This is a genomic window from Formosa agariphila KMM 3901 (assembly GCF_000723205.1).
GTDB classification, from domain to species: domain Bacteria; phylum Bacteroidota; class Bacteroidia; order Flavobacteriales; family Flavobacteriaceae; genus Formosa; species Formosa agariphila.
This window is the reverse complement of sequence record NZ_HG315671.1, coordinates 3,571,951-3,597,317: the sequence shown is the minus strand read 5'-3', so window position 1 is coordinate 3,597,317 and position 25,367 is coordinate 3,571,951. Positions and strand designations below refer to the sequence as shown.

Genomic DNA, 25,367 nt, shown 5'->3' with positions numbered 1-25,367 from the left:
AAAATGAATCAAGATTATATTAAACCAGACAATTGGTCGATTATTGAAGAAGGATTTGATGTAGAACGCGTTAAATCGTCAGAAAGTTTATTTAGTATTGGTAATGGTGCCATGGGGCAACGTGCTAATTTTGAAGAGTACTATTCTGGGCCAACATTTCAAGGAAGTTATATCGCTGGTGTATATTATCCAGATAAAACACGTGTAGGTTGGTGGAAAAATGGCTATCCAGAATATTTTGCTAAAGTATTAAATGCTCCAAGTTGGATTGGTATTAATGTATTCGTAAACGGAAATCCTTTAGATTTATATACATGTAAACACGTTTCAGATTTTAAACGTGAATTAAATATGAAAGAAGGTTGGTTGTCGCGTTCTTTTGAAGCTACATTGCCAAACGACATGCAAATACGTGTAGAAACGAAACGTTTCTTAAGCATCGATTTAGATGAGGTTGGGGCTATTTCTTACAACGTTACGCCTTTAAGTGGTGATGCAGAAATTACCTTCGAGCCGTATTTAGATTCTGGAATTACTAATGAAGATACCAACTGGGACGATAAGTTTTGGGAAACTACTGCGGTAACTCAAGATGGTGCCATGGCATTTATAGAAGCTTATACCATGAAAACGGAGTTTAAAACATGTACGTTTATGACTTCGGAATATTTTTTAGACGGACAAAAACTTGAAGCTAAAGAAGACACATCGCACTCCGATAGAAGTATTATGTTTAAGTTTACTACGTCAGTAAAACAAACTCAAACCTTTTCTATTCATAAATATGGTGGGTATACTGTAGATCGTAATCACGACGCATTGCAACTGGTTTCGGCAGCAAAAGAAACGTTGAGTAAAGCGGTAAACTTAGGATTCCAACATCTATTAGTGCAACAAGAATTAGCTTGGGCTAAAATTTGGGACATGGCAGATATTACCATTTCTGGAGATGTTAAAGCGCAACAAGGAATAAGATTTAATATCATGCAATTAAATCATACCTACTTAGGTAAGGACGCACGTTTAAATATTGGTCCAAAAGGATTTACAGGCGAGAAATACGGCGGAAGTACATATTGGGATACCGAAGCGTATTGTATTCCATTTTATATGGCGACCAAAGATCAAAAAGTGGCGCGTAATTTATTAGAGTATCGCTACAATCACTTGGATCGCGCTATTGAAAATGCAGGGAAATTAGGGTTTACAAATGGTGCGGCCTTATACCCAATGGTAACTATGAATGGTGAAGAATGCCATAACGAATGGGAGATAACTTTCGAAGAAATTCATAGAAACGGTGCTATTGCATTTGCTATTTTTAACTACTACCGCTACACAAACGACTATAGCTACATTCCAGAAAAAGGATTGGAAGTTTTAATCGGTATTGCGCGTTTTTGGCAACAGCGTGCTACGCTATCTGCAGCACACGATAAATATGTTATTCTTGGTGTTACTGGTCCGAATGAGTACGAAAACAACGTCAATAATAATTTCTACACCAATTACATTGCAAAGTGGTGTATCGATTATGCGATAGAAAATATTAAGAAAGTTGCTAAAGAGTACGAGGACGATTTTAGTAGAATTCAGGATAAAGTAAATCTGTCTCCAGAAGAATTAGAAAAATGGAAAGCTGTAGCTGGAAACATGTATTTACCATTCTCAGAAAAATATAATGTGTACTTACAGCAAGACGGGTTCCTAGACAAAGAATTAATTACGGTAGCCGACTTAGATAAAGCCTCGCGACCAATTAATCAAAAATGGTCTTGGGATCGTATTTTACGTTCACCTTATATTAAACAAGCCGATACATTACAAGGGTTCTACTTTTTCGAAGATCATTTTACTACAGAAGAATTAGAACGTCATTTCGATTTTTACGAGCCATTTACGGTTCACGAAAGTTCATTATCACCTTGTGTACACAGTATTCAAGCGGCTAAATTAGACCGTATGGATCAGGCGTACGAGTTTTATTTACGTACGTCGCGTTTAGATTTAGACGACTATAATAAAGAAGTTGAAGAAGGACTGCACATTACATCTATGGCAGGAACATGGATGAGTATTGTTGAAGGATTTGGAGGCATGCGAATTAAAGATAATATGTTGTCTTTCGAACCTAAAATTCCAGAACAATGGGAAGGATATTCATTTAAAGTGAATTTTAGAAATCAGGTTGTAAAAGTTAAAGTGACTCAAAAAGGCGCTGAATTTAAACTTGAAAAAGGTAGCGAATTAGAAATACTCGCTAACAATAAAAAAGTAGTACTTCAATTAGAAGATTAGTACTTTATTCTTGTGCATTTTGATGGTTAGAATTATCAAAATTTAATAGTCAAAATGCACATTTCTTTTATCGTATTTTAAGTTGCTGCATCCTGCGCTTTTACTTAGCAACTCCTGATTTTAGATTTCATAGTTATCATGATAAAAATATTTTTTAATACATGTTATAACGTAAAACAAAACATCTTTTTTAGTTTGGTTTTTATGTTTGTAACACTAGCAACTCAAGCGCAAATGATACGTTTAGAACCGCCAAATTGGTGGGTGGGTTTCAAAAATTCAGAATTGCAATTGCTTGTAAATAGCTCTGAAATAGGAAACGCTATTCCCGAAATTAACTATCCAGGTGTCTCCATTTCTGAAGTGCACCAAGCTCATAGTCCGAATTATTTATTTATCGATTTAAAAATTGATGCTTCAACGGTGCCAGGAACATTCGATATCGTGTTTCGTAAAGCCGATGGTACCTCGGTTAAATATGAATACGAATTAAAAGCTCGTCCTAAAAACCCTGAAGATTATATTGGTTTTAATAGTTCAGATGTGATGTATTTAATTACGCCAGACCGGTTTTCTAACGGGAATATTAAAAATGATATCGATACCGATTTAAGGGAACAAAAAATAGATAGAACCGATAATTATGCAAGACATGGTGGCGATATTCGCGGTATTATAAATCATTTAGATTATATAGATAACTTAGGATTTACAGCGATTTGGCCAACACCTATGCTAACAAATGATATGAATTCGTCTTCGTATCACGGCTATGCCATGACCGATTTTTATGAAGTGGACCCGCGTTTTGGAACACTTCAAGATTATAAAGAATTGGCTCAAAAAATGGATGCTCGAGGTTTAAAACTTATCATGGATATGGTGGCGAACCATTGCGGAAGTGAACATTGGTGGATGAAAGATTTGCCTTTTACAGATTGGGTGAATCAGCAAGAAACGTTTGAAACCTCTGGAACACTTCGTAATTCGAATCACCGGCGCACTACAAATCAAGATACCTATGCTTCAAAAGTCGATAAAAAAGATATGGTCGAAGGCTGGTTCGTGCCATCTATGCCCGATTTAAATCAGAGAAATCCATTTATGGCGAAGTATATTATTCAGAATAATATATGGTGGATTGAAACTTTGGGACTCGCAGGTATTCGTCAAGATACCTATCCGTATTCCGACAAATCATTTATGAGTACTTGGGCTTCAACAATAATGTCAGAATACCCGAATTTTAATATTGTTGGTGAAGAGTGGAGTACAAATCCGTTATTGGTAAGATACTGGCAAGCCGGAACACCTAATAAAGAAGGTTACGAATCGCATTTAAAATCGACTATGGATTTTCCGATGCAACAAAATATAATAAGCGCCTTAAATGAAAATGAAGATTGGGCGACTGGTTTTGTAAAAATGTACGAAGGTTTGGCAATGGATTTTGCTTATACAACTCCTGAAGATATTTTAATTTTTGCAGACAATCACGATATGGACCGTGTATTTACTCAGCTTCACGAAAATATTGCTAATACTAAAATGGCGTTGAGCTATATTTTTCTCATCCCACGCATAGTGCAAATGTATTATGGTACCGAAATTTTAATGCAAAACACGGCACAACCAGACGACCATGGTTTAATTCGGTCCGATTTCCCTGGTGGCTGGCAAGACGATGCTGTAAATGCGTTTACCGGTTTAGGTTTGTCCGAAAGCCAAGCCGATATGCAAGATTTTGTCTCGAAGATTTTAAATTATAGAAAAAAGAGCAAGGCTATTCATACTGGTAAAACTGTTCATTTTGCTCCAGAAAATGGAATTTATGTCTTGTGTAGAGTTCAAGATGACGAAACGGTTGTTCTTATTTTAAACAAAAATGAAGAGGCTAAAGAATTAGATTTAACACGCTTTAAGGAATTGAATTTAGAAGGTGAAACTCTTAAAAATGTTGTTACGGGAGCAACTGTAACTTGGGAAACACATTTAAAACTTACTGAAAAAGGTCCGCTTTTATTAACCACAAAAAATGAATTATGAAACAGTTCTTTTTAATGGTTTTATGTTGTGTTTTAGCAACTAATGCACAGAGTCAAATTGAAACTGTAGAACTTTCGAATGCAGAAATATCTTCCGGAAAAATTTTACGAATTTCTAAATTTCCATCTAAATATATCACGCCTAGAACGGTCGATATTTGGTTGCCTAAAGGATATTCTAAATCTAAAAAATATGCCGTGTTATATATGCACGATGGACAAATGTTGTTCGATGCATCTGCCACTTGGAATCACCAAGAATGGATGGTCGATGAGGTGGCTTCAGAATTAATGAATAGCCATAAAACAAAGGATTTTATTGTAGTGGGAATTCATAATATTTCAGAAACACGATATGCCGATTTGTTTCCGCAAAATACTATAGACTATTTATCTACAGAAGATAAGTCAGCATTTTTAACCCATGCGAAAACAGATAAACCAGATTTAATTTTTAAAGGAAATGACTATTTAAAATATTTAGTCGAAGAAATAAAACCTTATATAGATAGTCGTTTTTCAACCTTAAAAGATAAAAACAATTCTGTTGTAGCGGGGTCAAGTATGGGAGGATTAATGTCTTGGTATGCCATTTGCGAATACCCAGAAATATTTGGTGGAGCGATTTGTATGTCTACACATTGGCCAGGTGCCGACCCTGAATTAAACGGTCCTTTTCCAGTCGCTTTTTTAAAATATATAAAGGCACATATGCCCAATCCTGAATCGCATAAAATTTACTTCGATTTTGGAACGAAAACACTCGATAAATATTATCAGAAATACGAAGATGATGTAAATGAGTTGTTTAAGTCTGCGGGGTATACAACTACTAACTTTAGGAATGAGAAGTTTGAAGGTGCCGACCATTCGGAAGCGTCTTGGCAAACACGATTACACATTCCGTTTACCTTTTTAATGTCTAAATAAAATGAAAAACATACTATATATATTATTTGCGCTCTGCTTTTTACAAGTCAGTTTTGCTCAGAACCCCAATAGAACTTTTGTGTCTTCAGAAACCACTAAAGCGGGTTATAGAGTTGTGGTTCAAGATGGTGTTTATGTGATTAAATTATACAATAAATCGATAGTTGAAACCACTTTTATTCCAAAAGGAGAACAAGAAAATCCAGAATCTCATGCGGTAATTTTAACAGAATACACGCCGTTTTCTAACATCTCAGATACTCCGGAAGCTGTGCGTCTAAATTCAGAGGGCGTGTCTGTAATTATTAAAAAATCACCTTTTCAAATTCAATATACATATAAAGGGCAACCTTTAATTTCAGAAAAGGACGGCTATTCGAAGACCGAGGATGGTGAAGCCATTCAGTTTAATTTAGACGATACCGAAGTGTTGTATGGTGGTGGTGCTAGAGCGTTGGGCATGAATCGTCGCGGACACCGTTTACAATTATACAATCGTGCACATTACGGTTACGAAACGCATAGCGAGTTAATGAATTTTACCTTGCCAATAGTCATGTCTTCTAAGCAATACATGATTCATTTCGACAATGCACCTATCGGATATTTAGATTTAGATAGTAAACAGGATAACAGTCTAACTTACGAAACCATTTCCGGCCGAAAAACCTATCAGGTTATTGCATCAGATTCGTGGGAAAATATTATAGATAATTACACCCAATTAACAGGAAAACAACCTATGCCACCACGTTGGGCTTTGGGAAATTTTTCTAGCCGATTTGGTTATCATTCCGAAGCAGAAACACGCGCAACCATTGCTAAGTTTAAAGCAGAAGAAATTCCTGTAGATGCCGTGATTTTAGATTTATATTGGTTTGGGAAAGAGGTGCAAGGCACTATGGGGAATCTGGCATTCGATACAGATTCGTTTCCAACGCCTGAAAAAATGATTAAAGATTTCGATAAGGAAGGGGTAAATACCATTTTAATTACCGAGCCTTTTGTGTTAACCACCTCTAACCGTTGGGAAGAAGCTGTCGAGCAAGATGTGTTAGCGAAAGACTCATTAGGACAACCCTATACTTACGATTTCTTTTTCGGAAATACAGGTCTTATCGATATCTATAGCAAATCGGGTTTCGATTGGTTTTCTAACATCTATAAGGATGTATTCGAAATGGGCGTATCTGGAATTTGGGGCGATTTAGGCGAGCCTGAAGTGCATCCTAAAGCATTATTACATGCCACAGGAACAGCAGACGAAGTGCATAATATTTATGGTCACGATTGGGCACGATTGGTTTATGAAAGTAGCTTAAAAGTGAATTCAAAAGTGAGACCTTTTGTGTTAATGCGTGCGGGATATTCCGGTTCGCAACGTTACGGATTAATTCCGTGGTCTGGCGATGTAAATCGCACTTGGGGCGGATTGCAAAGTCAGCCAGAAATTGCACTACAAATGGGAATGCAAGGCTTAGGTTATATGCATAGTGATTTAGGTGGTTTTGCAGGCGATAATCTAGACGACGAGTTGTATGTACGTTGGTTGCAATATGGCGTTTTTCAGCCTATATACAGACCTCATGCACAGGAAGACGTACCTAGCGAACCTGTTTTTAGAAACGAACACGCAAAGAATTTGGCACGGAAAGCCATAAGATTACGTTATGCCTTATTGCCGTATAATTACAACCTTGCCTTCCAGAATCATAAAAAAGGGACACCATTAATGCGTCCGTTATTTTTTGAGCATCCAAAAGATGTTACCTATCAAAATTTGGCAAATACGTATTATTGGGGAGATTCCTTTTTGGTGTCACCTATTTTAGAAGCAGGTGTAAAAACGCATGAAGTTATATTTCCAAAAAATAATATGTGGTTCGATTTTTATACAGATGAAAAAATTGAAGGCGGACAAACCAAAACCGTTTCGGTAGTCGAAAATAGCATTCCAACCTATGTTAAAGGCGGAGCATTTATTCCAATGGCAAGACGCATGCAAAATACCAAGTCGTATACCGGTCACAATTTACTGCTTCATTACTATCACGATGCCTCCATTACAAGCAGTTCTTCTCTGTTATATAATGATGATGGGGAAACATTAAACGCATTTGAAAAAGGAAAATACGAGCGCCTTAATTTTTCTTATTCACAACATAAAAAAGGAATGCAATTTGTGTTTAAAGATGATGTAGGTCCGGCGTACAAAGTAGATTCAAAAACCATTCAGCTAATTATTCATAATATGGAAACAGCGCCAGCAAGCATTAAAAACGGTAAAAAAGAATTGGCGTTTACATACGATAAACACACGCGTATTTTAGAAATTCCATTAATATGGGAGGTAGATTCTGAGTTAGAAATTAAAATAATATTATAATGTTTAAACAAGGTATAGCATCAATTGCAATGATTTTATTAGTTTTAATCAGCTGTGATTCTAAAAAGAAAGATATTTTGAAAGAAAGTAATAAGGCAGAGACTGCCACCGCACCAAAAAAGGAAGTCGTTTATCAAGTATTTACACGTTTATTCGGAAATACAAATGAGACCAATAAACCCTGGGGAACCATTGAAGAAAATGGAGTTGGGAAGTTTAACGATTTTACCGATAAGGCTTTATCTAAAATTAAAGATTTAGGTGTCACGCACATTTGGTATACCGGTGTGCCACATCACGATGTTATTACAGATTATACGGCTTATGGTATTTCTAACGACGACCCAGATGTTGTTAAAGGACGAGCAGGTTCGCCATATGCTGTTAAAGATTACTATAATGTGAATCCCGATTTAGCCGAAAATCCAGCTGAGCGTTTACAAGAGTTTGAAGCCTTAATTGCGCGTTCTCATAAAGCGGGTTTAAAGGTGATTATTGATATCGTTCCTAACCACGTTGCTAGAAATTATAAAAGCATTACCAAACCAGAAGGTGTTACAGACTTTGGTGAAACCGACGATAAAACGGTTGTTTATAATGTGAATAATAATTTTTATTACAATCCGGGTGAGCCTTTTGTGGTGCCAGAACGCCGAAATGGATATGTGCCTTTAGGAGGTTCTGAACATGAGTTGTTAGATGGGAAGTTCGATGAAAATCCATCGAAATGGACCGGAAATGGCTCGCGTTTACCACAACCAGACCCTAACGATTGGTACGAAACAGTAAAAATAAATTACGGGGTAACACCAGAAGGTCATCATGATTTTGATAGTTTGCCAGACGGATTCGATACAAAGAACTATAAAGCGCATTTCGAATTTTGGCAAGATAAAACCGTGCCAGATTCTTGGGTGAAATTTAAAGAGATTGCCTTGTATTGGACGGCAAAGGGTGTGGATGGCTTTCGTTACGATATGGCCGAAATGGTGCCGGTAGAATTCTGGAGCTATATGAATTCTGCTATAAAAATGAAAAATCCTGAGGCGTTTTTATTGGCCGAAGTGTATAATCCAAGTTTATACAGAGATTATATCCGTAAAGGAAAAATGGATTATTTATACGACAAAGTACAGCTGTACGATACACTTAAGCATGTTATGCAAGGTTGGGGGAAAACCGACGATATTGTGCCAATCCAAAGAGATTTAAGCGATATCGAACACCACATGTTGCACTTTTTAGAAAATCACGACGAGCAACGTATTGCAAGTCCAGAGTTTGCAGGAAATGCCTTTAAAGCCAAGCCAGCTATGGTAGTTTCTGCAACCATAAGCACGTCACCTACATTAATTTATTTCGGACAAGAATTTGGAGAGCCAGGTGCAGAAGATTTAGGATTTGGAGACCCGTCTAGAACATCAATTTTCGATTATGGAAGTGTGCCAACCTTAAGACGTTGGGTAAATAATAAGCAATTCGATGGCGGGCAATCTACTCCGGAGGAATTAGAATTATACGATTTTTACAAACGATTGTTAAACTTCACAATTTCTAGTGAGGCCTTAATGGGGAACTACCAAGACCTACATGACTATAATACGCATAATACGGGCGATTATGGGTTAAAACAATTCTCTTATGCCAGATGGAGCGACAACGAGAAACTTATAATTGTTAATAATTTCGATGCCGATTACGGTACAGAATTCTATTTAAAACTACCAAAAGAACTTGTAGATGCTTGGCAATTAAAACCAGGAGAATACCTGTTAGAAGACCAATTGTATAAGTCGTATCAAACAGTTTTACAAGTTTCAGAAAATGGTGCCGAAGCCAAAATTGCGGTAAAGCCATTACAATCTTTCATCTTTAAATTGCAGTAGAGTTATGCGAAATTTTGTAGTAGTTTTAATGTTGGGAATTATGGTGTTAGGGTGTCAGGATAAAAGAGAAGAAACGGTTAAAGAAGAGGTTGAAACTCCTTTTAATTGGGATGCTTCAACGATTTATTTTATGTTAACCGACCGTTTTAATAATGGAGATACAACCAACGATGTCAATTTTGAGAGAAATCAGAATACTGGAGTTTTAAGAGGTTTTGAAGGGGGAGACCTTAAAGGTGTAATTGAAAAAATAGAATCTGGGTATTTTACAGATTTGGGTGTAAATGCCATTTGGATGACACCAATTGTAGAGCAAATTCATGGAGGAACAGACGAGGGTACAGGCTTATCTTACGGCTTTCATGGCTATTGGGCAAAAGATTGGACGCGCCTAGACCCTAATTTTGGAACAAAAGAAGACCTAGAAACTTTAATAAGTATTGCACATAGTAAAGGTATTCGTATTGTTTTAGATGCGGTTATAAATCATATAGGACCAGTAACAGAAAAAGACCCTGTTTGGCCAGATGATTGGGTAAGAACAGGTCCGGCTTGTGATTATCAAGATTTCGATAGCACCGTAAATTGTACCTTGGTAGAAAATTTACCAGATATTAGAACTGAAAGTGATGATGCAGTGGAGTTACCTCCTCAGCTTATTGCAAAATGGAAAGCGGAAGGACGTTATGAGAAAGAAGTAGCCGAATTAGATGCCTTTTTTGAGAGTACAGGTTACCCAAGAGCACCCCGTTTTTACATCATGAAATGGCTAGCCGATTATATCACAGAATTCGGAATTGATGGTTATCGAGTAGATACCGTTAAGCATACAGAACCTTATGTGTGGCAAGAATTTAGAAAGGTTGTGGATACTGCTTTTGCTCAGTTTAAAATGGAAAATCCCGATAAAGTCTTAGACGATAATGGATTCTACCTTGTAGGGGAAGTGTATAACTATGCTATAAGTCATAAAAAAGCCTTCGATTTTGGCGACCGTAAAGTCAATTATTTCGATAAAGCATTCAACCAATTAATCAATTTTGAATTTAAGTGGAATGTGCAACAAATGGATTACGAGTCCATGTTTACCAAATATGATAGTATTCTTAATAACGACTTAAAAGGTTATGGTGTACTAAATTATTTAAGTTCTCACGACGATGGTCAGCCATTCGACCCGATGCGCATAAAACCTTTTGAAACGGCTACAAAATTATTGCTTACTCAAGGTGCCGCACAAATTTATTATGGCGATGAATCGGCTAGAAAACTCCATGCAGAAGGTGCTGTTGGCGATGCCAATCTACGTACGTTTATGAATTGGGACGACATAAATTCTAATCCTAAAACGCAAGCGGTTTTAGCACATTGGCAACTTCTAGGTCAGTTTAGAGCACACCATCCAGCGGTTGGAGCAGGAAGACATCACATGATTTCTGAAGCGCCTTATGTGTTTTCTCGAATATATAAAAAAGACGATTTTGAAGACCGAGTGGTTATTGGTTTAAATCTTGAAAAAGGAAAGAAAATAATACCCGTTGGAGGCGTTTTTCCTGAACGCTTGAATATTCATGATGCCTATTCTAATACCGATGTTACTGTCGAAAATGGAAATGTTATTCTGAACAATGAGTATGATATCGTGTTGTTAGAAGCAAAGACAGCCGCTAAGTAATTATTATCTTTGGATTTTATTTTTAAAGAGTAATAGAAATTAATTTTATATAAGTGATTACATAATTACATGGCATTCACTTACAATGTTAAGCATAAACCTATCCCAATCGCATATATGCATTGAGATAGGTTTTATTCGTTTTTATATTGTAATTTTTAATTGTATTTTAAGTAAAAATTGTATGATTATTAACAAGCGATATTTTTATGCCCAATAGGAATTAATCATATTTGTATGTAAGATGGAGCGCGTTAATGAGTCTAATACAGATATCATATAACCATCAGTGTTATTTTTTAATACAAATTAAAAAAAAGGAATAGTATGCTTACATGGAAAAATATAATGGATTTTGCCGTGAATGGCAATCCAGAACCCCATCGTCGTGTAGAGAAAACCGACGAAGAATGGAAAGAATTATTAACACCCCACCAATTTAGAATAGCAAGATTAAAAGGAACCGAAGCACCACATTCGGGAGCACTTTGTAGTGCACACGAAGCTGGAAAATATGGTTGTGTGTGTTGCGGGACGTTATTATTCGATTCAACTATAAAATTCGAATCTAGTTCAGGATGGCCAAGTTTTACACAGCCTATCCAGGAGAATGCCATCAAGTACGAAAAGGATACCGCATTCGGTATGGTTCGTGTAGAAGTGATGTGTAATACTTGCGATGCGCACTTAGGACATGTATTTCCTGATGGCCCAGAACCAAGCGGATTACGCTATTGTGTAAATTCAGAATCAATTACGCTAGAGAAAGAAGAACATCATGGATAATACAAAAGAAATTATCACGCTAGGAGGCGGTTGTTTCTGGTGTACAGAAGCTGTGTTTCAACAGGTAAAAGGTATCGAAAAAGTGGTTTCAGGATATACTGGAGGTACGGTCCCTGGAACACCTACTTATCGCGAAATATGTTCGGGATTAACCGGTCATGCCGAAGTTATTCAACTTACTTATGATGCGAATGTGATTTCATTACAAGATATTTTAATCATCTTTTTTACCACACACGACCCTACAACTTTAAATCGTCAAGGTGCCGATCGCGGGACACAATACCGTTCTGTAATTTATTATCAGAAGGAAGAAGAGAAAGCGATTATAGATGTTGTAATTGAAAATATTCAACCGTATTTCGATGATAAAATAGTGACAGAAGTGAGTGCGTTAGGACCATTTTTTGAAGCTGAAGATTATCATCAGGATTATTACGAAAACAATAAAACACAAGGCTATTGCACTGCGGTTATTAATCCGAAGTTAGCCAAGTTAAGGCAAATGCATGCCGATAAATTAAAATAGACACGCCCTTTGAAAACTTTTAAATCACATATAAACGAGACTTTTACAAGCGAACTTCCCGCCGATCCAATTCTAGAAAACTCTAGGCGTCAGGTTAGCGAAGCTTGTTTTTCTTATGTTACGCCCAAACATACTGCAAAACCAGAATTGATTCATGTGTCTCCAGAATTGTTGGAAACATTGGGGATTTCGGAAGCTGAAAGTCAGTCGGAAGAATTTTTAAAAGTGTTCACAGGGAATCAAGTATTGGAAGATACAAGACCGTATGCTATGTGCTATGGCGGACATCAATTTGGGAATTGGGCAGGACAATTAGGCGATGGTCGTGCCATAAATTTAACCGAAATTGAATATAAAAATCAGCGTTGGGCTTTGCAATTAAAAGGTGCTGGTCCAACGCCATATTCTAGAACTGCCGATGGTTTGGCGGTCTTACGTTCGTCTGTTCGTGAGTATTTATGTAGCGAAGCCATGTTTCATTTGGGCGTGCCTACTACGCGAGCATTATCGTTAGCGGTAACGGGAGACCAAGTGTTACGCGATGTTATGTATAACGGGAATCCGGAATACGAAGAAGGAGCAGTAGTGTGTCGTGTAGCACCAAGTTTTTTACGTTTCGGAAGCTTTGAACTTTTAGCGTCTCGAGAAGATGCCAAAACACTTAAAACGCTTACAGATTATACGATAAAACATTTTTATCCAGAATTGGGAGCACCATCAAAAGCAACGTATTTAGCCTTTTTTAAGGAAGTTTCTGAGCGTACGCTTAAAATGATTGTCGATTGGCAACGTGTCGGTTTTGTGCATGGTGTAATGAATACCGATAATTTGTCTATCTTAGGTTTAACCATAGATTACGGGCCTTACGGTTGGTTAGAAGGTTTCGATTATGGTTGGACGCCAAATACAACCGATAGACAACATAAACGCTATCGCTATGGAAATCAGCCTAATATTGGGCTTTGGAATTTATATCAACTAGCAAATGTGTTATATCCTTTAATTGAAGATGTCGATGCGTTACAAGCTATTTTAGATGCGTATAAATCGAATTTTGAAACCCAGTCTTTACAGATGATGCGTTCAAAACTAGGCCTTTTTGAAGCAGAAGAATCCGACTTAAAACTGATTCAAGATTTTGAAGATGCATTGCAAATGCTAGAAACAGACATGACGATTGCATTTAGAACTCTTTCGAAATTTGAAAAAGGAAATCTTTCAAATGGATTGAAACTTATTGAAGACGCTTTTTACAATCCAGATGCCATGACTTCAGAAATTGAAGAAGTTTGGAAAGCTTGGTTTGACAGGTATTCAGACCGATTACAAAAAGAAGCATTGTCTGATGCAGAACGTGCTTCAAAAATGAATGGCGTTAACCCCAAATATGTGCTTAGAAATTATATGTCACAATTGGCAATAGATGACGCAGAACAAGGAGATTATGCATTGGTGGATGAATTATTCAATTTATTAAAAAATCCATACGACGAGCAACCAGACTCTGAAAAATGGTTTGCAAAACGACCAGAATGGGCACGGAATAAAGTGGGCTGTTCGATGTTGTCTTGCAGTTCTTAGTATTAGAAAAAAAGTTTTATTTAAGGTTCTTTATGTTTTTACGACCAAAAATTTATGGATTTAAAAACAGAAGATAAAATTGCATTTGGCGGCGGATGTCATTGGTGCACAGAAGCTGTATTTCAATCGTTAAAAGGTGTACGTCTTGTAGAGCAAGGTTACGTTTCTTCTTTCAATGATAATGCTTCGTTTTCTGAAGCTGTTATTGTTTATTATAATCCCAAAGAAATTTCTGAAGACATTCTTTTAGAAATTCATTTGCATACGCATAATAGCAGGTCTAATCATAGTATGCGTGAAAAATACAGATCTGCGGTTTATGTGTTTTCTGAAGGACAAGAACATCGACTTCAAAATGAATTAAACAGATTTCAAAATCAATTCGATAATCGTTTAGTAACAAAAATATATTGGTTTAATCAGTTTGAATCTTCTCGAGAATCCATTAGGAATTATTATCTTAAAAATCCAGAAAAACCATTTTGTAAACGTTTTATAAATCCGAGGCTGTCTTTTTTATTAGAACATTATTCTGGGTTTATAAAACCATCATTTACAACATCACCCGCAATTAATCCATAAAAAGAAACCTTATGAACACTCAGAAATTAGAGATTATAAATAGTAAAGGTGTAAAACTTCAAGCCTATTTAGAATTGCCTGCAAATGGTAAACCCCAAAATTTTGCAGTATTTGCGCATTGTTTTACTTGTAGTAGTTCGTTTTCTGCTGTACGAAATATTAGTAGGTCGTTAACTAACCATAATTTTGGTGTGCTACGATTTGATTTTACAGGTTTAGGACGTAGTGAAGGGCTGTTTTCCGACAGTCACTTTTCTGCAAACATCTCAGATCTTTTAGATGTTAGTAATTATTTAGAACAACATTATAAAGCACCATCGTTATTGGTGGGCCATTCTTTAGGTGGAGCAGCAGTAATTGTTGCGGCTTCTAAATTAGAATCTGTAAAAGCTGTGGCTGCCATTGGAGCGCCATCAACTATAAATCATGTAACCCATTTGTTTTCTCATGGCGTTTCAGATGTTGAAGAAAAAGGAGAAGTTGAAGTTAATATTGGTGGCCGACCATTTAAAATAGATAAGGAATTTGTTGAAGATTTTGAAAAATTAAATTTACCAAAAATCACAAAAGAGCTAAGAAAGCCAATTCTTATTATGCATGCACCTTTTGATGATGTTGTTGGTATAGAAAATGCCGAAGAATTGTATAAGAACGCTCATCACCCTAAAAGTTTTATTGGTTTAGATCAAGCGAACCATTTATTAACAGAAGAACGTGATAGTTTGTATGTAGGGCACCTTATTGGAACGTGGGTACAACGTTATTTCGATGAGCAAGAAATTGAAATTTTAGATACTCAAGGCGAGCAATTAGTTGCGCATTTAAACCTTGTAGAAGATAATTTTACAACTAATATTCAGACCAAAACGCACAGTTTTGTCGCAGATGAACCCAAGAAAATTGGCGGCGATGATTTTGGTCCGTCACCATACGAGTTTTTAAATTCAGCTTTGGCTTCTTGTACAGCTATGACTTTAAAATTATATGCCGAACGTAAAAAATGGGATTTGCAAGAAGTCTTTGTATATATAACCTATTCTAAAAAACATAGCGACGATTTGCAAACTGAAATTTCTACGTCTGGACAAATAGATTATTTAAAGAAGACATTAAAGTTTGTTGGGAATTTAGACGATAAACAGAAGACGCGTTTAAAAGAAATTGCATCTAAATGTCCAGTGCATAAAACACTAGTTACCGATACCATTATTGAAACGGTTATCGAATAAGCACCTTTTTTATGTGATAGAGTCCGTAAGACTGCGGGCTAATACAGATATTTACCATTATTAACCTGAATATGTCTTTAAAAGAAAACTACATAACTACGCGAAAGCGTTTTAAAACAATTTGTGAACCTTTACAGATTGAAGATTATTCCGTTCAACCAGCTGTTTTTGTCTCGCCTCCAAAGTGGCATTTGGCACATTCCACATGGTTTTTCGAACAATTTATATTGAGTACATATGTTGAAGATTATCAGGTTTACAATGATGATTTTGCCTATTTGTTTAATAGCTATTACAATAATGCAGGTAAAAGAGTCTTACGCCCAAATCGCGGATTAATGACGCGTCCGAGTGTTGAAGACGTCTTTGCTTATCGTGATTATGTGGATAAACACATGCTGGAATTTTTTAATTCAGAACTAAACGCTACTGTAAGAACTACAATAAAACTTGGTATTAATCATGAGCAACAACATCAAGAACTTTTTTATTACGATATAAAATATATATTAGGAAATCAACCTACTTTTCCTGCCATCTCAAATCAAGTTGAACTTCCTTTAGATATAGGTGCTTCTAATACGGTTACCATAGCAGAAGGATTGTATACTATCGGGCATGATAACGATTCGTTTTGTTACGATAATGAGCAAGGCGTACATCAAGTGTTTTTACAAACATTTGAAATTTCTACAAGCTTGGTAAAGAATTCTGAATACATTGAGTTTATAGAAGCAGGTGGTTATCAGGATTTTAATTTATGGCATGCCGAAGGTTGGGATTTTATACAAACAGAACAGATTGTTGCCCCATTATATTGGCATAAAGTAGATGGTGTTTGGCACCATTACACCTTAGACGGATTCAAGCCTGTAGCAGTTAACGAGCCCGTTATGCACATTAGTTTTTACGAAGCTTTTGCTTTTGCCGAATGGAAAGGCATGCGTTTACCTACCGAGTTTGAATGGGAAGTAGCGTCTAAACAATTAAATTGGGGAGCACTATGGGAATGGACAAATAGTGCGTATTTACCTTATCCTAATTTTACAAAAGCAGAAGGTGCGTTAGGGGAATACAATGGTAAGTTTATGATTAATCAGATGGTGCTTCGTGGTGCCTCTGTTGCTACAGTTAAAAATCATAGTCGCTCGACATATCGTAATTTTTTCCATCCGCAAATGAGATGGCAATTTTCAGGAATTAGATTAGTAAAATAATATGGAAACTACAGTTATACCCGAAATTATTCAAGGCTTAAAAGCGGAACAAAAACATATTTCATCAAAGTTTTTTTACGATGATATTGGAAGTCGCATTTTTCAAGAAATTATGCAACTACAAGATTACTATTTAACCGATAGTGAGTTTGAAATTTTATCGCTTCAGGCGGCTCAAATTCATAAGGCTTTGCAGTTTTCGGAACCCTTCAATATAATTGAACTTGGTGCTGGAGATGGTTTTAAAACCTTTAAGTTATTAGAATATTTGGTGTCTAAAGAAATTCACTTTAATTATGTGCCAATCGATATTTCTCAAGAGGCAATAACAATGCTAACTTCAAAATTAAAGGAACGTTTGCCTGAATTAGAAGTTAAACCTCAAGTAGGCGATTATTTTGAAATTCTTAAGAAAATGTCGGCAGAAACTGTTCCAAATTTATTGCTGTTTTTAGGAAGTAATATTGGGAATTATCTGAAAAAAGATGCCTTAGATTTATTACAGTTATTTTATAAAAATATGAACCCGGGAGATAAACTTTTAATAGGTTTCGATTTAAAGAAAAATCCGGTTACGATTAATAAAGCTTATTACGATGATTATGGTATTACCAAACGTTTTAATTTGAATTTATTAACGCGAATGAATCGAGAATTTGATGCCGATTTTAAGCTAGACGATTTCGATTTTTATTGCCATTACGACCCAATTACAGGGCATGTAAAAAGTTATTTAGTAAGTTTAAAAGCACAGACTGTGTATCTTAAAACTATAGATGAAACCATTACGTTTAAGCAAAATGAATTGATTTGGACCGAGCTCTCAAAAAAATATGCTTTAACCGAAATTGAAGACTTAGCATCTAGTGTCGGTTTTAAAACAGATACTCATTTTTTAGACTGCAAGCACTATTTTACAGATAGTCTTTGGGAGAAATAGTTTAGGACTTTAGCAAGAAAAGCGTTCTGTATTCTGTAGAATGTTTATTAACTTCGGGGTAAATTACAAATCGTTATGCCAAAACATACCCAAATCGGATTAGGTCTTGCTGCCATTGGTCGTCCAGAATATATCAACATTAAGAAAGAAGAAATTCAGCAATCTGAAACGGCGTTTAAAAACAATGCTATGGATGTTTTAGATGATGCTTATCGTTTTGGTGTGCGTTATTTTGACACTGCACCATCTTATGGAAAAGGCGAACAGTTTTTAATAGATTGGCATAAACTCCGAAATTATAAAGATGTTACATTAAGTACCAAATGGGGATATACTTATATGGCAAATTGGGAGTTGGGTTATGCGGGAAAACACGAAGTAAAAGAGCATTCCTTCGATAAACTTAAGGAACAGTGGCAAATCTCAAAAGCGTTATTACCAGAATTAAAAATCTATCAGGTGCATTCTGCAACTTTGGATAGCGGTATTTTTACGAATACCGAAGCACTTCAAGAATTACATAGCATAAAAAAAGAAACAGGTGTACAAATAGGGATTAGTAGCAGTGGTGTTAATCAGAATGAAATTATCGAGACGGCTTTGAGTATTAAAATAGATAATGAAGATTTATTTACAAGCTTTCAAGTCACCTATAATATTTTTGAACAATCTACATATAAACTCTTAAAACGTATATTAAGCGAAAATAAAACTGTAATCATTAAAGAAGCTTTGGCGAATGGTCGGGTTTTTCCGAACGAAAACTTTAAGCATTACGAAAAAGCTTACAACTACTTTAATATACTTTCTAAACAATATAATGTAGGAGTAGATGCTATAGCAATACGGTTCATTATAGATAGTCTAGCGCCAGATGTGGTATTAAGTGGTGCTTTAACCAGTGGTCAATTACAACATAACTTAAAAGCATTATCGTTTCAATTGTCTTCAGAAGACATGCATCAACTACAAATATTTGCGAGTCAACCCAAGGCGTATTGGACAGAAAGAAGCGCCTTAGATTGGCGTTAATTTTACAGGATTTGTTATACGGTCAATTTTTAAATTAATAGAGTCAATTGGCCGCCGTCTTCTCTTCTAACTTTGTAGTATTATTAATCATTAAATCAAACAATACTATGAACAAGTCAGGAAATACATTTTTAGGAATTATAGCAGGAACCGCTTTAGGAGCAGCAATGGGAATATTGTTTGCACCAGATAAAGGAAGCAAGACTAGAGATATGCTTGCAAAAGAAGCGGAGTTAAGAAAAAACAAACTTGCAGACCAAGCTTCAGATTTAGCCGATACAGTGGCTAAAAAGGTAAATGTAAAAAAGGCAACAATTGAAGAGCAATTAGAAAGCTTAGCAACAGATACATCTTATAAGTCTGATGAAGTTATTTCGGCTCTAGAAAAAAAACTAGAGGTGTTAAAAACCAAGAATAGACATTTTAGAAAAGAAGCTCAGACAAATGGTTCTACCAAAACAGCTTCAGTATAAAATAAGGAATCTATAAAACTTTTAATTATGACTATTTTTGAAGCCATACGTCACGATCATGATATTCAACGCGATTTACTCGATAAATTAGTGCAGTCTTCGGGTGATACTAAAAATAGAGATGAATTGTTTAAAGCGGTGAGAAAAGAATTAGAAATTCATGCAAATGCAGAAGAACGCCACTTTTATAAGCCTTTAATTTCTACAGATATGATGCAAGAACATTCTAGACATGGAATTGCTGAACATCATGAAATCGATGAGTTAATCGAGGAACTTGAAGACACAGAATACGATTCGTCGGCTTGGCTTAAAATAGCTAAAAAATTAAAACATAAAGTAGAACATCATTTAGAGGACGAAGAACATACGTTTTTTCAATTGGCAGGTAAAACCTTGTCGGAAAAACAAAAAACAGAATTAGCTTCTAAATATGAAACATATATGAAAAAGAATAGGTGATTTTCAGGTTGGTTAGTAGCTTATTCTAAAGCCAAATTGTGTATTAATTTACATGATTTGGCTTTTTTTGTTTATTCAATTATCTACATACGGAATTTTATAATGGCTTCTAAATACAGGTCAATTATCATAAAAACAGATTAAAGTGGTGCTTTCAAAAATCATTTTAATAATTTTGAAATTCTTAAACCCCATTTAAATGAAATCTTCAAACGAGTTATTAGACCTTTTAGAATTAAAAACTATAGATGCCGGAAATTTTCAAGGTGTTAGTAAGACCATTGGAAGTCCACACGTTTTTGGAGGTCAAGTTTTGGCACAAGCTGTAAATGCGGCTTATAAAACAATAACGAATCAGCGTATATTACATTCGCTTCATGCGTATTTTCTAGAAGCAGGAGATTTAAATGTTCCGATAGATTTTAGTGTGAATGAAGTGCGCGATGGTGGTAGCTTTTCTACACGTCGTGTTTTAGCAAGTCAGAACGGTAAAGCTATTTTTATTTTAGCAGCATCTTTTCATAAAGAAGAGTCTGGACACGACCATCAAATAGAAATGAATACCAGTTTAAAACAGCCTGAAGACTTATTAAGTTGGACAGAAATGTTACAGCAATTTGGTAGTGTGTTGCCAAAAATTACTAAGCACTTTTTAGAAATAGAACGTCCTATAGAATTTAAACCTGTTGAAGTTGTAAATCCGTTAAAGCAAGAAAATTTACCACCGTATTCTAACATCTGGTTTAAGCTTAAAACACCACTTCTAAATGCTGATTTAGCAACAAAACAACAAATTTTAACGTACATATCAGATTATAATATATTGGCAGCTGCCTTGTTACCACACGCTAGTAAAGCGCATTTTGGAAATACCCAAATGGCAAGTTTAGATCATTCGATGTGGTTTTTTAGAGATTTCGATTATGACGATTGGATGTTGTATTCTATAGAAACACCAAATGCGTCTAGTGCTCGTGGTTTTGCAAAAGGAAATATTTTTTCTAGAGATGGTAAACTAATTGCCTGCGTGGCACAAGAAGGTTTAATGCGACCAATGGTTAAAAAAACGGAATAATAAATGAAACCCAATTGTTTAGTTATGGGACATCGTGGTGCCAAAGCCTATATCGCAGAAAATACTTTAGAATCGATTCAGAAAGCATTAGATTTTAATGTAGACGGCATCGAAATCGATGTGCATTGTTGTGCAACCGGAGAATTGGTAGTGTTTCATGATTTTACTTTAGACCGCATGACTAATGGTGAAGGTGAATTGGCTAAACAATCCCTTGCCGAATTGAAAAAGTTAAAAGTTGACGGGCAGTTTTCTATTCCGACCTTAGATGAGGTTTTAGATTTGATAGATAGACAATGTATTCTGAATATAGAATTAAAAGGAAAATCTACAGCAGAAGCAACTTGTAAAACTATTCAGAATTATATTAAAGATTACGGTTGGCAATATTCAGATTTTTTAGTGTCTAGTTTTCAGCATCACGAAATAGAAGCTGTTTTTAATATCGATAAAAATATTCCGTTGGGTGTTTTAACAAAAGCAAATATGGTTGAAGCGATAGAGTTTGCTGAAATTGTACAGGCTAAAGCCATTCATCCAGGTTCTGCAATTGTAACACGCGACAATGTAAAACTTGCCCAAAGCAAAGGCTACGATGTGAATGTGTGGACGGTTAACGATAAAGCGACTATAATTAGAATGAAAGATTATGGTGTAAATGCCATTATTTCTGATAATCCGGATTTGGTGTGACATAAAATCATAAGATATTAGTAAATAGTAGGATGGCTATTTTCTATTTTAATTACTATTGATAAATGAAAATCTACTGATAAAAAGTTGCATTTTAGGAACATTATACAGCTCTTTTAAGGAGTGAAAAGTTGATGATTCTGGGTGTTATGCACATAACTTTCATAAATTAAATGCTTTTGTGATGTATTATGCCTAATAATTTAACATCTTGTAGAATATAAGGGATATCAGGCCTTTAAAGTTTTTAAATAAACTTATAATTTGCTAAATTAGAATCCCCCTAGTAATTAGTTAATTGCGTCTACATAGACTCCTACGTTGTGTTATTTCGTAAATAAACTTCCTGAAATGAAAATTCTGGAAGTATTCGTATAACATTTAAAACTTTCAACTATGGAGATTAAAATTTCACTTAGAGCGATTCGAGTAGGCATAATTTTAGCCATTGGATTAACAATACTTGTATTAGTACTTAGCGATATGCAGTTCTAATTTAGGATTATTTAAAAGCACGACCTTATACCTAATTATTCCTTTTTTTATTATTTATATATTTACAGCAAATAATAAAATAAATGACCTCTATCTTAAAAGAAAAGAAGGATGTATTAGTCATTGGTGGAGGTGCAGCAGGTTTTTTTGCAGCCATTAATATAGCTGAACAAAATCCGCATTTAAAAGTTACTATTTTAGAACGTGGAAAAGAGGTGCTTGGAAAAGTCAAAGTATCTGGTGGCGGACGTTGCAATGTAACGCATGCCGAATTTATACCTCAAGAATTAGTAAAATATTACCCAAGAGGCGAAAAAGAATTGTTGGGTCCATTTCATCAGTTTATGACGGGAGATACCATGGCTTGGTTTGAAGAGCGTGGTGTTTCCTTAAAAATTGAAGACGATGGACGGATGTTTCCTGTTTCAGATTCGTCGCAAACTATAATTGACTGTTTCCTTTTTGAAGCTAAAAAACACGGTGTAGAGACTTTAACTGGTCATGGTGTGAATTCAATTGCTAATGTTGATGATAAATGGGAAGTACAAACTAATCATGAATGTTTTACTTCCGATAGCCTTCTTATAGCTACTGGAAGTAGTCCTAAAATATGGAAATTGTTAGAAGGTTTAGGGCATAGCATTTCGCAACCTGTACCGTCCTTATTTACCTTTAATATAAAAGATAATCGTTTAAAAGATATTCCTGGTGTTGTAGCTCAAAATGTTGAGGTTAACGTGCTTGGGACAGATTTATATTCCGAAGGACCTTTGTTAGTCACGCATTGGGGTTTGAGTGCGCCAGCAATTTTAAAATTGTCGGCTTTTGGAGCATTAGAATTAGCAAAACGGGATTATAAATTTGAGGTTGAAGTTAATTTTGTAAAACAATCTACAGCAGCTATTTTAGAGCAACTTAAACAAGTAAAATTAGACTCGGCTAAGAAAACGGTGTTTAAATTCTCGCAATTCGATTTACCTAAACGTTTGTGGCAACAATTGGTTTTGGCTTCAGAAATGACAGAAGATAGCCGTTGGGGCGATATTAATAAAAATCAGTTAGAGGGTTTAGCCGGACAGTTAACGCAAGCTGTTTTTAAAGTAGATGGTAAAAGTACGTTTAAAGAAGAATTTGTAACCGCTGGAGGAGTCGATTTAAAAGAAATCAATTTTAAAACTTTCGAAAGTAAACTGCATAAAAATCTGTATCTGGCGGGAGAAGTTATTAATATAGATGCCGTTACAGGTGGTTTTAATTTCCAAAACGCATGGACAGGTGCTTACATTGTGTCTAAAGCAATTTCTAGTAAGGCATGACAACATACATTGCATTATTACGTGGAATAAATGTGTCGGGACAGAAAAAAGTACCGATGGCAGATTTACGAACGCTAATGTCTGATTTAGGTTTCGAAAATGTAAAAACCTATATACAAAGTGGGAATGTGGTGTTTCAATCTTCAGAAGAACATGTATTAATATTAGAAAATCAAATTTCAGAATCCATTTTAAATGTCTTCGGATTTGAAGTGCCTGTTTTAGTTAAAAGTCAATTGCAATTTCAAGAGATTTTTGATTCTAATCCGTTTTCAGAAGTACAAAAATCAAACAGTTATTTTACGCTTTTAGCAGAGATTCCAAAATCTGATGCTGTTGAATCTGTTTCTAAAGAAACAGTTGTAAATGAAACGTTTGTCATTACCGATTCTTGTGTGTATTTCTATTCGGAACACGGTTATGGAAAAGCAAAATGCAATAACAATTTTTTTGAAAGGAAATTAAAAGTCTCGGCAACCACAAGAAATTTTAAAACGATGCAGAAGTTGTTATCTTTGTGCTCAGATTTATAAATTCATGACCGAACAACAATTTATTCCTCAAGTCTATACTAAAGACATCACCGAAGGAACCGTGTCTTGGGAGTCTCCAAGCAATATTGCACTTATAAAATATTGGGGTAAGAAAAAGGATCAGATTCCTGAAAATCCATCTATAAGTTTCACACTTAATGCGTGTAAAACCACCACAGTTTTATCGTATTCTAAAAAGGAAACGACTTCAGATTTCGATTTTAAGGTTTATTTAGATGGAGAACACAAACCGGATTTTCAGCCAAAAATTAAAACGTTTTTCGAGCGTGTTCTCGTGTATTTGCCATTTTTAAAAGATTATGCTTTTAAAATTGAAACCTCGAATACCTTTCCGCATAGTTCTGGAATTGCTTCGTCTGCTTCAGGCATGAGCGCATTAGCATTGTGTTTAATGAGTTTAGAGCAACAACTTCAGCCTGGGATGACTTCTGAGTTTTTTAATCAGAAGGCTTCGTTTTTATCGCGATTAGGTTCGGGGTCTGCCTGTAGAAGTATAGAAGGTGACCTAATTGTTTGGGGCGAAAACGAGACGGTGGAAGGCAGTTCAGATTTATTTGGAGTAAAATATCCGTATGCAGTGCATGAGAATTTTAAAAATTATCAGGATACTATATTGTTAGTCGATAAAGGTGAAAAGCAAGTTAGTAGCACAGTTGGTCATAATTTAATGCACGGACATCCATTTGCAGCACAGCGTTTTGCACAAGCTCATGAAAATTTAGCAAGTCTGAAACCTATCTTAGAATCGGGAGATTTAGATGCGTTTATTGCACTTATAGAAAGTGAGGCGTTAACCTTACACGCTATGATGATGACGAGTATGCCTTATTTTATCTTAATGAAACCGAATACGCTAGAGGTGATAAATAAAATCTGGGCGTTTAGAAAAGAAACGGGTTTACATATTGGATTTACTTTAGATGCCGGTGCTAACGTACATGTGTTGTATCCGAAATCTGAAGCTGAAGTCATCTTAAAATTCATTAAAACAGAATTAGCGAGCCATTGCCAAAACAGACAATTTATTTGCGATGAGATAGGTTTTGGTGCAAATCAATTGATTATTAATAAAGATTAAATACAGCTTCTGTATAATTAACATTTAGAAACAGTTTTGAATCCTTGAGTTTGCTACGCATAAATACTTGTGAAACCCAAATGAATTAACATTCAGTTGGATAGC

Annotated in this window: 21 protein-coding genes; all 21 read left to right on the top strand. The window is 35.5% G+C overall.

Features of this window, described 5'->3' with window-relative positions; genetic code table 11:
- Positions 1 to 3 precede the first annotated feature (3 nt).
- The 21 genes from BN863_RS15205 (at position 4) to BN863_RS15105 (ending at position 25,262) form a co-directional block, all read left to right on the top strand.
- Positions 4 to 2,298, top strand: coding sequence for a glycoside hydrolase family 65 protein (locus tag BN863_RS15205; RefSeq protein WP_038532042.1), 2,295 nt, complete (start codon positions 4 to 6; stop codon positions 2,296 to 2,298).
- A gap of 204 nt (positions 2,299 to 2,502) precedes the next feature.
- Positions 2,503 to 4,344, top strand: a complete 1,842-nt coding sequence (locus BN863_RS15200; RefSeq protein WP_148304675.1) for a glycoside hydrolase family 13 protein — start codon at positions 2,503 to 2,505, stop codon at positions 4,342 to 4,344.
- Entirely contained in the window at positions 4,341 to 5,273 is a 933-nt protein-coding gene (locus tag BN863_RS15195) for an alpha/beta hydrolase (RefSeq protein ID WP_038532041.1), read from the top strand. Before BN863_RS15200 ends, BN863_RS15195 begins: the two co-directional genes overlap by 4 nt.
- Position 5,274: 1 nt before the next feature.
- On the top strand, positions 5,275 to 7,659 hold the full coding sequence (locus tag BN863_RS15190; RefSeq protein WP_038532039.1) for a glycoside hydrolase family 31 protein: 2,385 nt from the start codon (positions 5,275 to 5,277) through the stop codon (positions 7,657 to 7,659).
- A complete protein-coding gene (locus BN863_RS15185) occupies positions 7,659 to 9,545 on the top strand; it encodes an alpha-amylase family protein (protein ID WP_038532037.1) in 1,887 nt (628 codons plus the stop codon). The genes BN863_RS15190 and BN863_RS15185 overlap by 1 nt, the downstream gene beginning before the upstream one ends.
- A gap of 4 nt (positions 9,546 to 9,549) precedes the next feature.
- Positions 9,550 to 11,220, top strand: a complete 1,671-nt coding sequence (locus BN863_RS15180) for an alpha-amylase family glycosyl hydrolase (protein ID WP_038532036.1) — start codon at positions 9,550 to 9,552, stop codon at positions 11,218 to 11,220.
- Positions 11,221 to 11,547: 327 nt separating this feature from the next.
- On the top strand, positions 11,548 to 12,006 hold the full coding sequence (gene msrB / locus BN863_RS15175) for a peptide-methionine (R)-S-oxide reductase MsrB (protein ID WP_038532034.1): 459 nt from the start codon (positions 11,548 to 11,550) through the stop codon (positions 12,004 to 12,006).
- Positions 11,999 to 12,535: a peptide-methionine (S)-S-oxide reductase MsrA gene (gene msrA, locus BN863_RS15170; protein WP_038532032.1), complete on the top strand. Its 537-nt coding sequence runs from the start codon at positions 11,999 to 12,001 to the stop codon at positions 12,533 to 12,535. Before msrB ends, msrA begins: the two co-directional genes overlap by 8 nt.
- Before the next feature lie 9 nt (positions 12,536 to 12,544).
- Positions 12,545 to 14,116 (top strand): protein adenylyltransferase SelO, encoded by a 1,572-nt coding sequence (locus tag BN863_RS15165; protein ID WP_038532030.1) that lies wholly within the window; start codon positions 12,545 to 12,547, stop codon positions 14,114 to 14,116.
- A gap of 54 nt (positions 14,117 to 14,170) precedes the next feature.
- Positions 14,171 to 14,698, top strand: coding sequence for a peptide-methionine (S)-S-oxide reductase (locus BN863_RS15160; protein WP_038532029.1), 528 nt, complete (start codon positions 14,171 to 14,173; stop codon positions 14,696 to 14,698).
- Positions 14,699 to 14,709: 11 nt separating this feature from the next.
- The gene (locus BN863_RS15155; protein WP_038532026.1) at positions 14,710 to 15,927 is read left to right on the top strand and encodes a bifunctional alpha/beta hydrolase/OsmC family protein; all 1,218 of its coding nucleotides are present in this window, start codon (positions 14,710 to 14,712) and stop codon (positions 15,925 to 15,927) included.
- A gap of 71 nt (positions 15,928 to 15,998) precedes the next feature.
- The gene (gene egtB / locus BN863_RS15150; protein ID WP_038532025.1) at positions 15,999 to 17,144 is read left to right on the top strand and encodes an ergothioneine biosynthesis protein EgtB; all 1,146 of its coding nucleotides are present in this window, start codon (positions 15,999 to 16,001) and stop codon (positions 17,142 to 17,144) included.
- Position 17,145: 1 nt separating this feature from the next.
- Positions 17,146 to 18,084, top strand: a complete 939-nt coding sequence (locus BN863_RS15145) for an L-histidine N(alpha)-methyltransferase (RefSeq protein WP_038532023.1) — start codon at positions 17,146 to 17,148, stop codon at positions 18,082 to 18,084.
- Positions 18,085 to 18,159: 75 nt separating this feature from the next.
- On the top strand, positions 18,160 to 19,116 hold the full coding sequence (locus BN863_RS15140) for an aldo/keto reductase (protein WP_038532021.1): 957 nt from the start codon (positions 18,160 to 18,162) through the stop codon (positions 19,114 to 19,116).
- A gap of 107 nt (positions 19,117 to 19,223) precedes the next feature.
- Complete coding sequence (locus tag BN863_RS15135; protein ID WP_051774875.1) at positions 19,224 to 19,589, top strand: YtxH domain-containing protein; 366 nt, start codon at positions 19,224 to 19,226, stop codon at positions 19,587 to 19,589.
- Positions 19,590 to 19,616: 27 nt separating this feature from the next.
- Positions 19,617 to 20,051, top strand: a complete 435-nt coding sequence (locus BN863_RS15130) for a hemerythrin domain-containing protein (protein ID WP_038532019.1) — start codon at positions 19,617 to 19,619, stop codon at positions 20,049 to 20,051.
- 199 nt (positions 20,052 to 20,250) lie between these two features.
- On the top strand, positions 20,251 to 21,126 hold the full coding sequence (locus BN863_RS15125; RefSeq protein ID WP_038532018.1) for an acyl-CoA thioesterase: 876 nt from the start codon (positions 20,251 to 20,253) through the stop codon (positions 21,124 to 21,126).
- Positions 21,127 to 21,129: 3 nt separating this feature from the next.
- Entirely contained in the window at positions 21,130 to 21,819 is a 690-nt protein-coding gene (locus tag BN863_RS15120; RefSeq protein ID WP_038532016.1) for a glycerophosphodiester phosphodiesterase, read from the top strand.
- Positions 21,820 to 22,397: 578 nt separating this feature from the next.
- Positions 22,398 to 23,630, top strand: a complete 1,233-nt coding sequence (locus tag BN863_RS15115) for a BaiN/RdsA family NAD(P)/FAD-dependent oxidoreductase (RefSeq protein WP_038532015.1) — start codon at positions 22,398 to 22,400, stop codon at positions 23,628 to 23,630.
- The gene (locus tag BN863_RS15110; RefSeq protein ID WP_038532013.1) at positions 23,627 to 24,163 is read left to right on the top strand and encodes a DUF1697 domain-containing protein; all 537 of its coding nucleotides are present in this window, start codon (positions 23,627 to 23,629) and stop codon (positions 24,161 to 24,163) included. Before BN863_RS15115 ends, BN863_RS15110 begins: the two co-directional genes overlap by 4 nt.
- Positions 24,164 to 24,167: 4 nt before the next feature.
- A complete protein-coding gene (locus BN863_RS15105; RefSeq protein ID WP_038532012.1) occupies positions 24,168 to 25,262 on the top strand; it encodes a diphosphomevalonate/mevalonate 3,5-bisphosphate decarboxylase family protein in 1,095 nt (364 codons plus the stop codon).
- Positions 25,263 to 25,367: the final 105 nt, after the last annotated feature.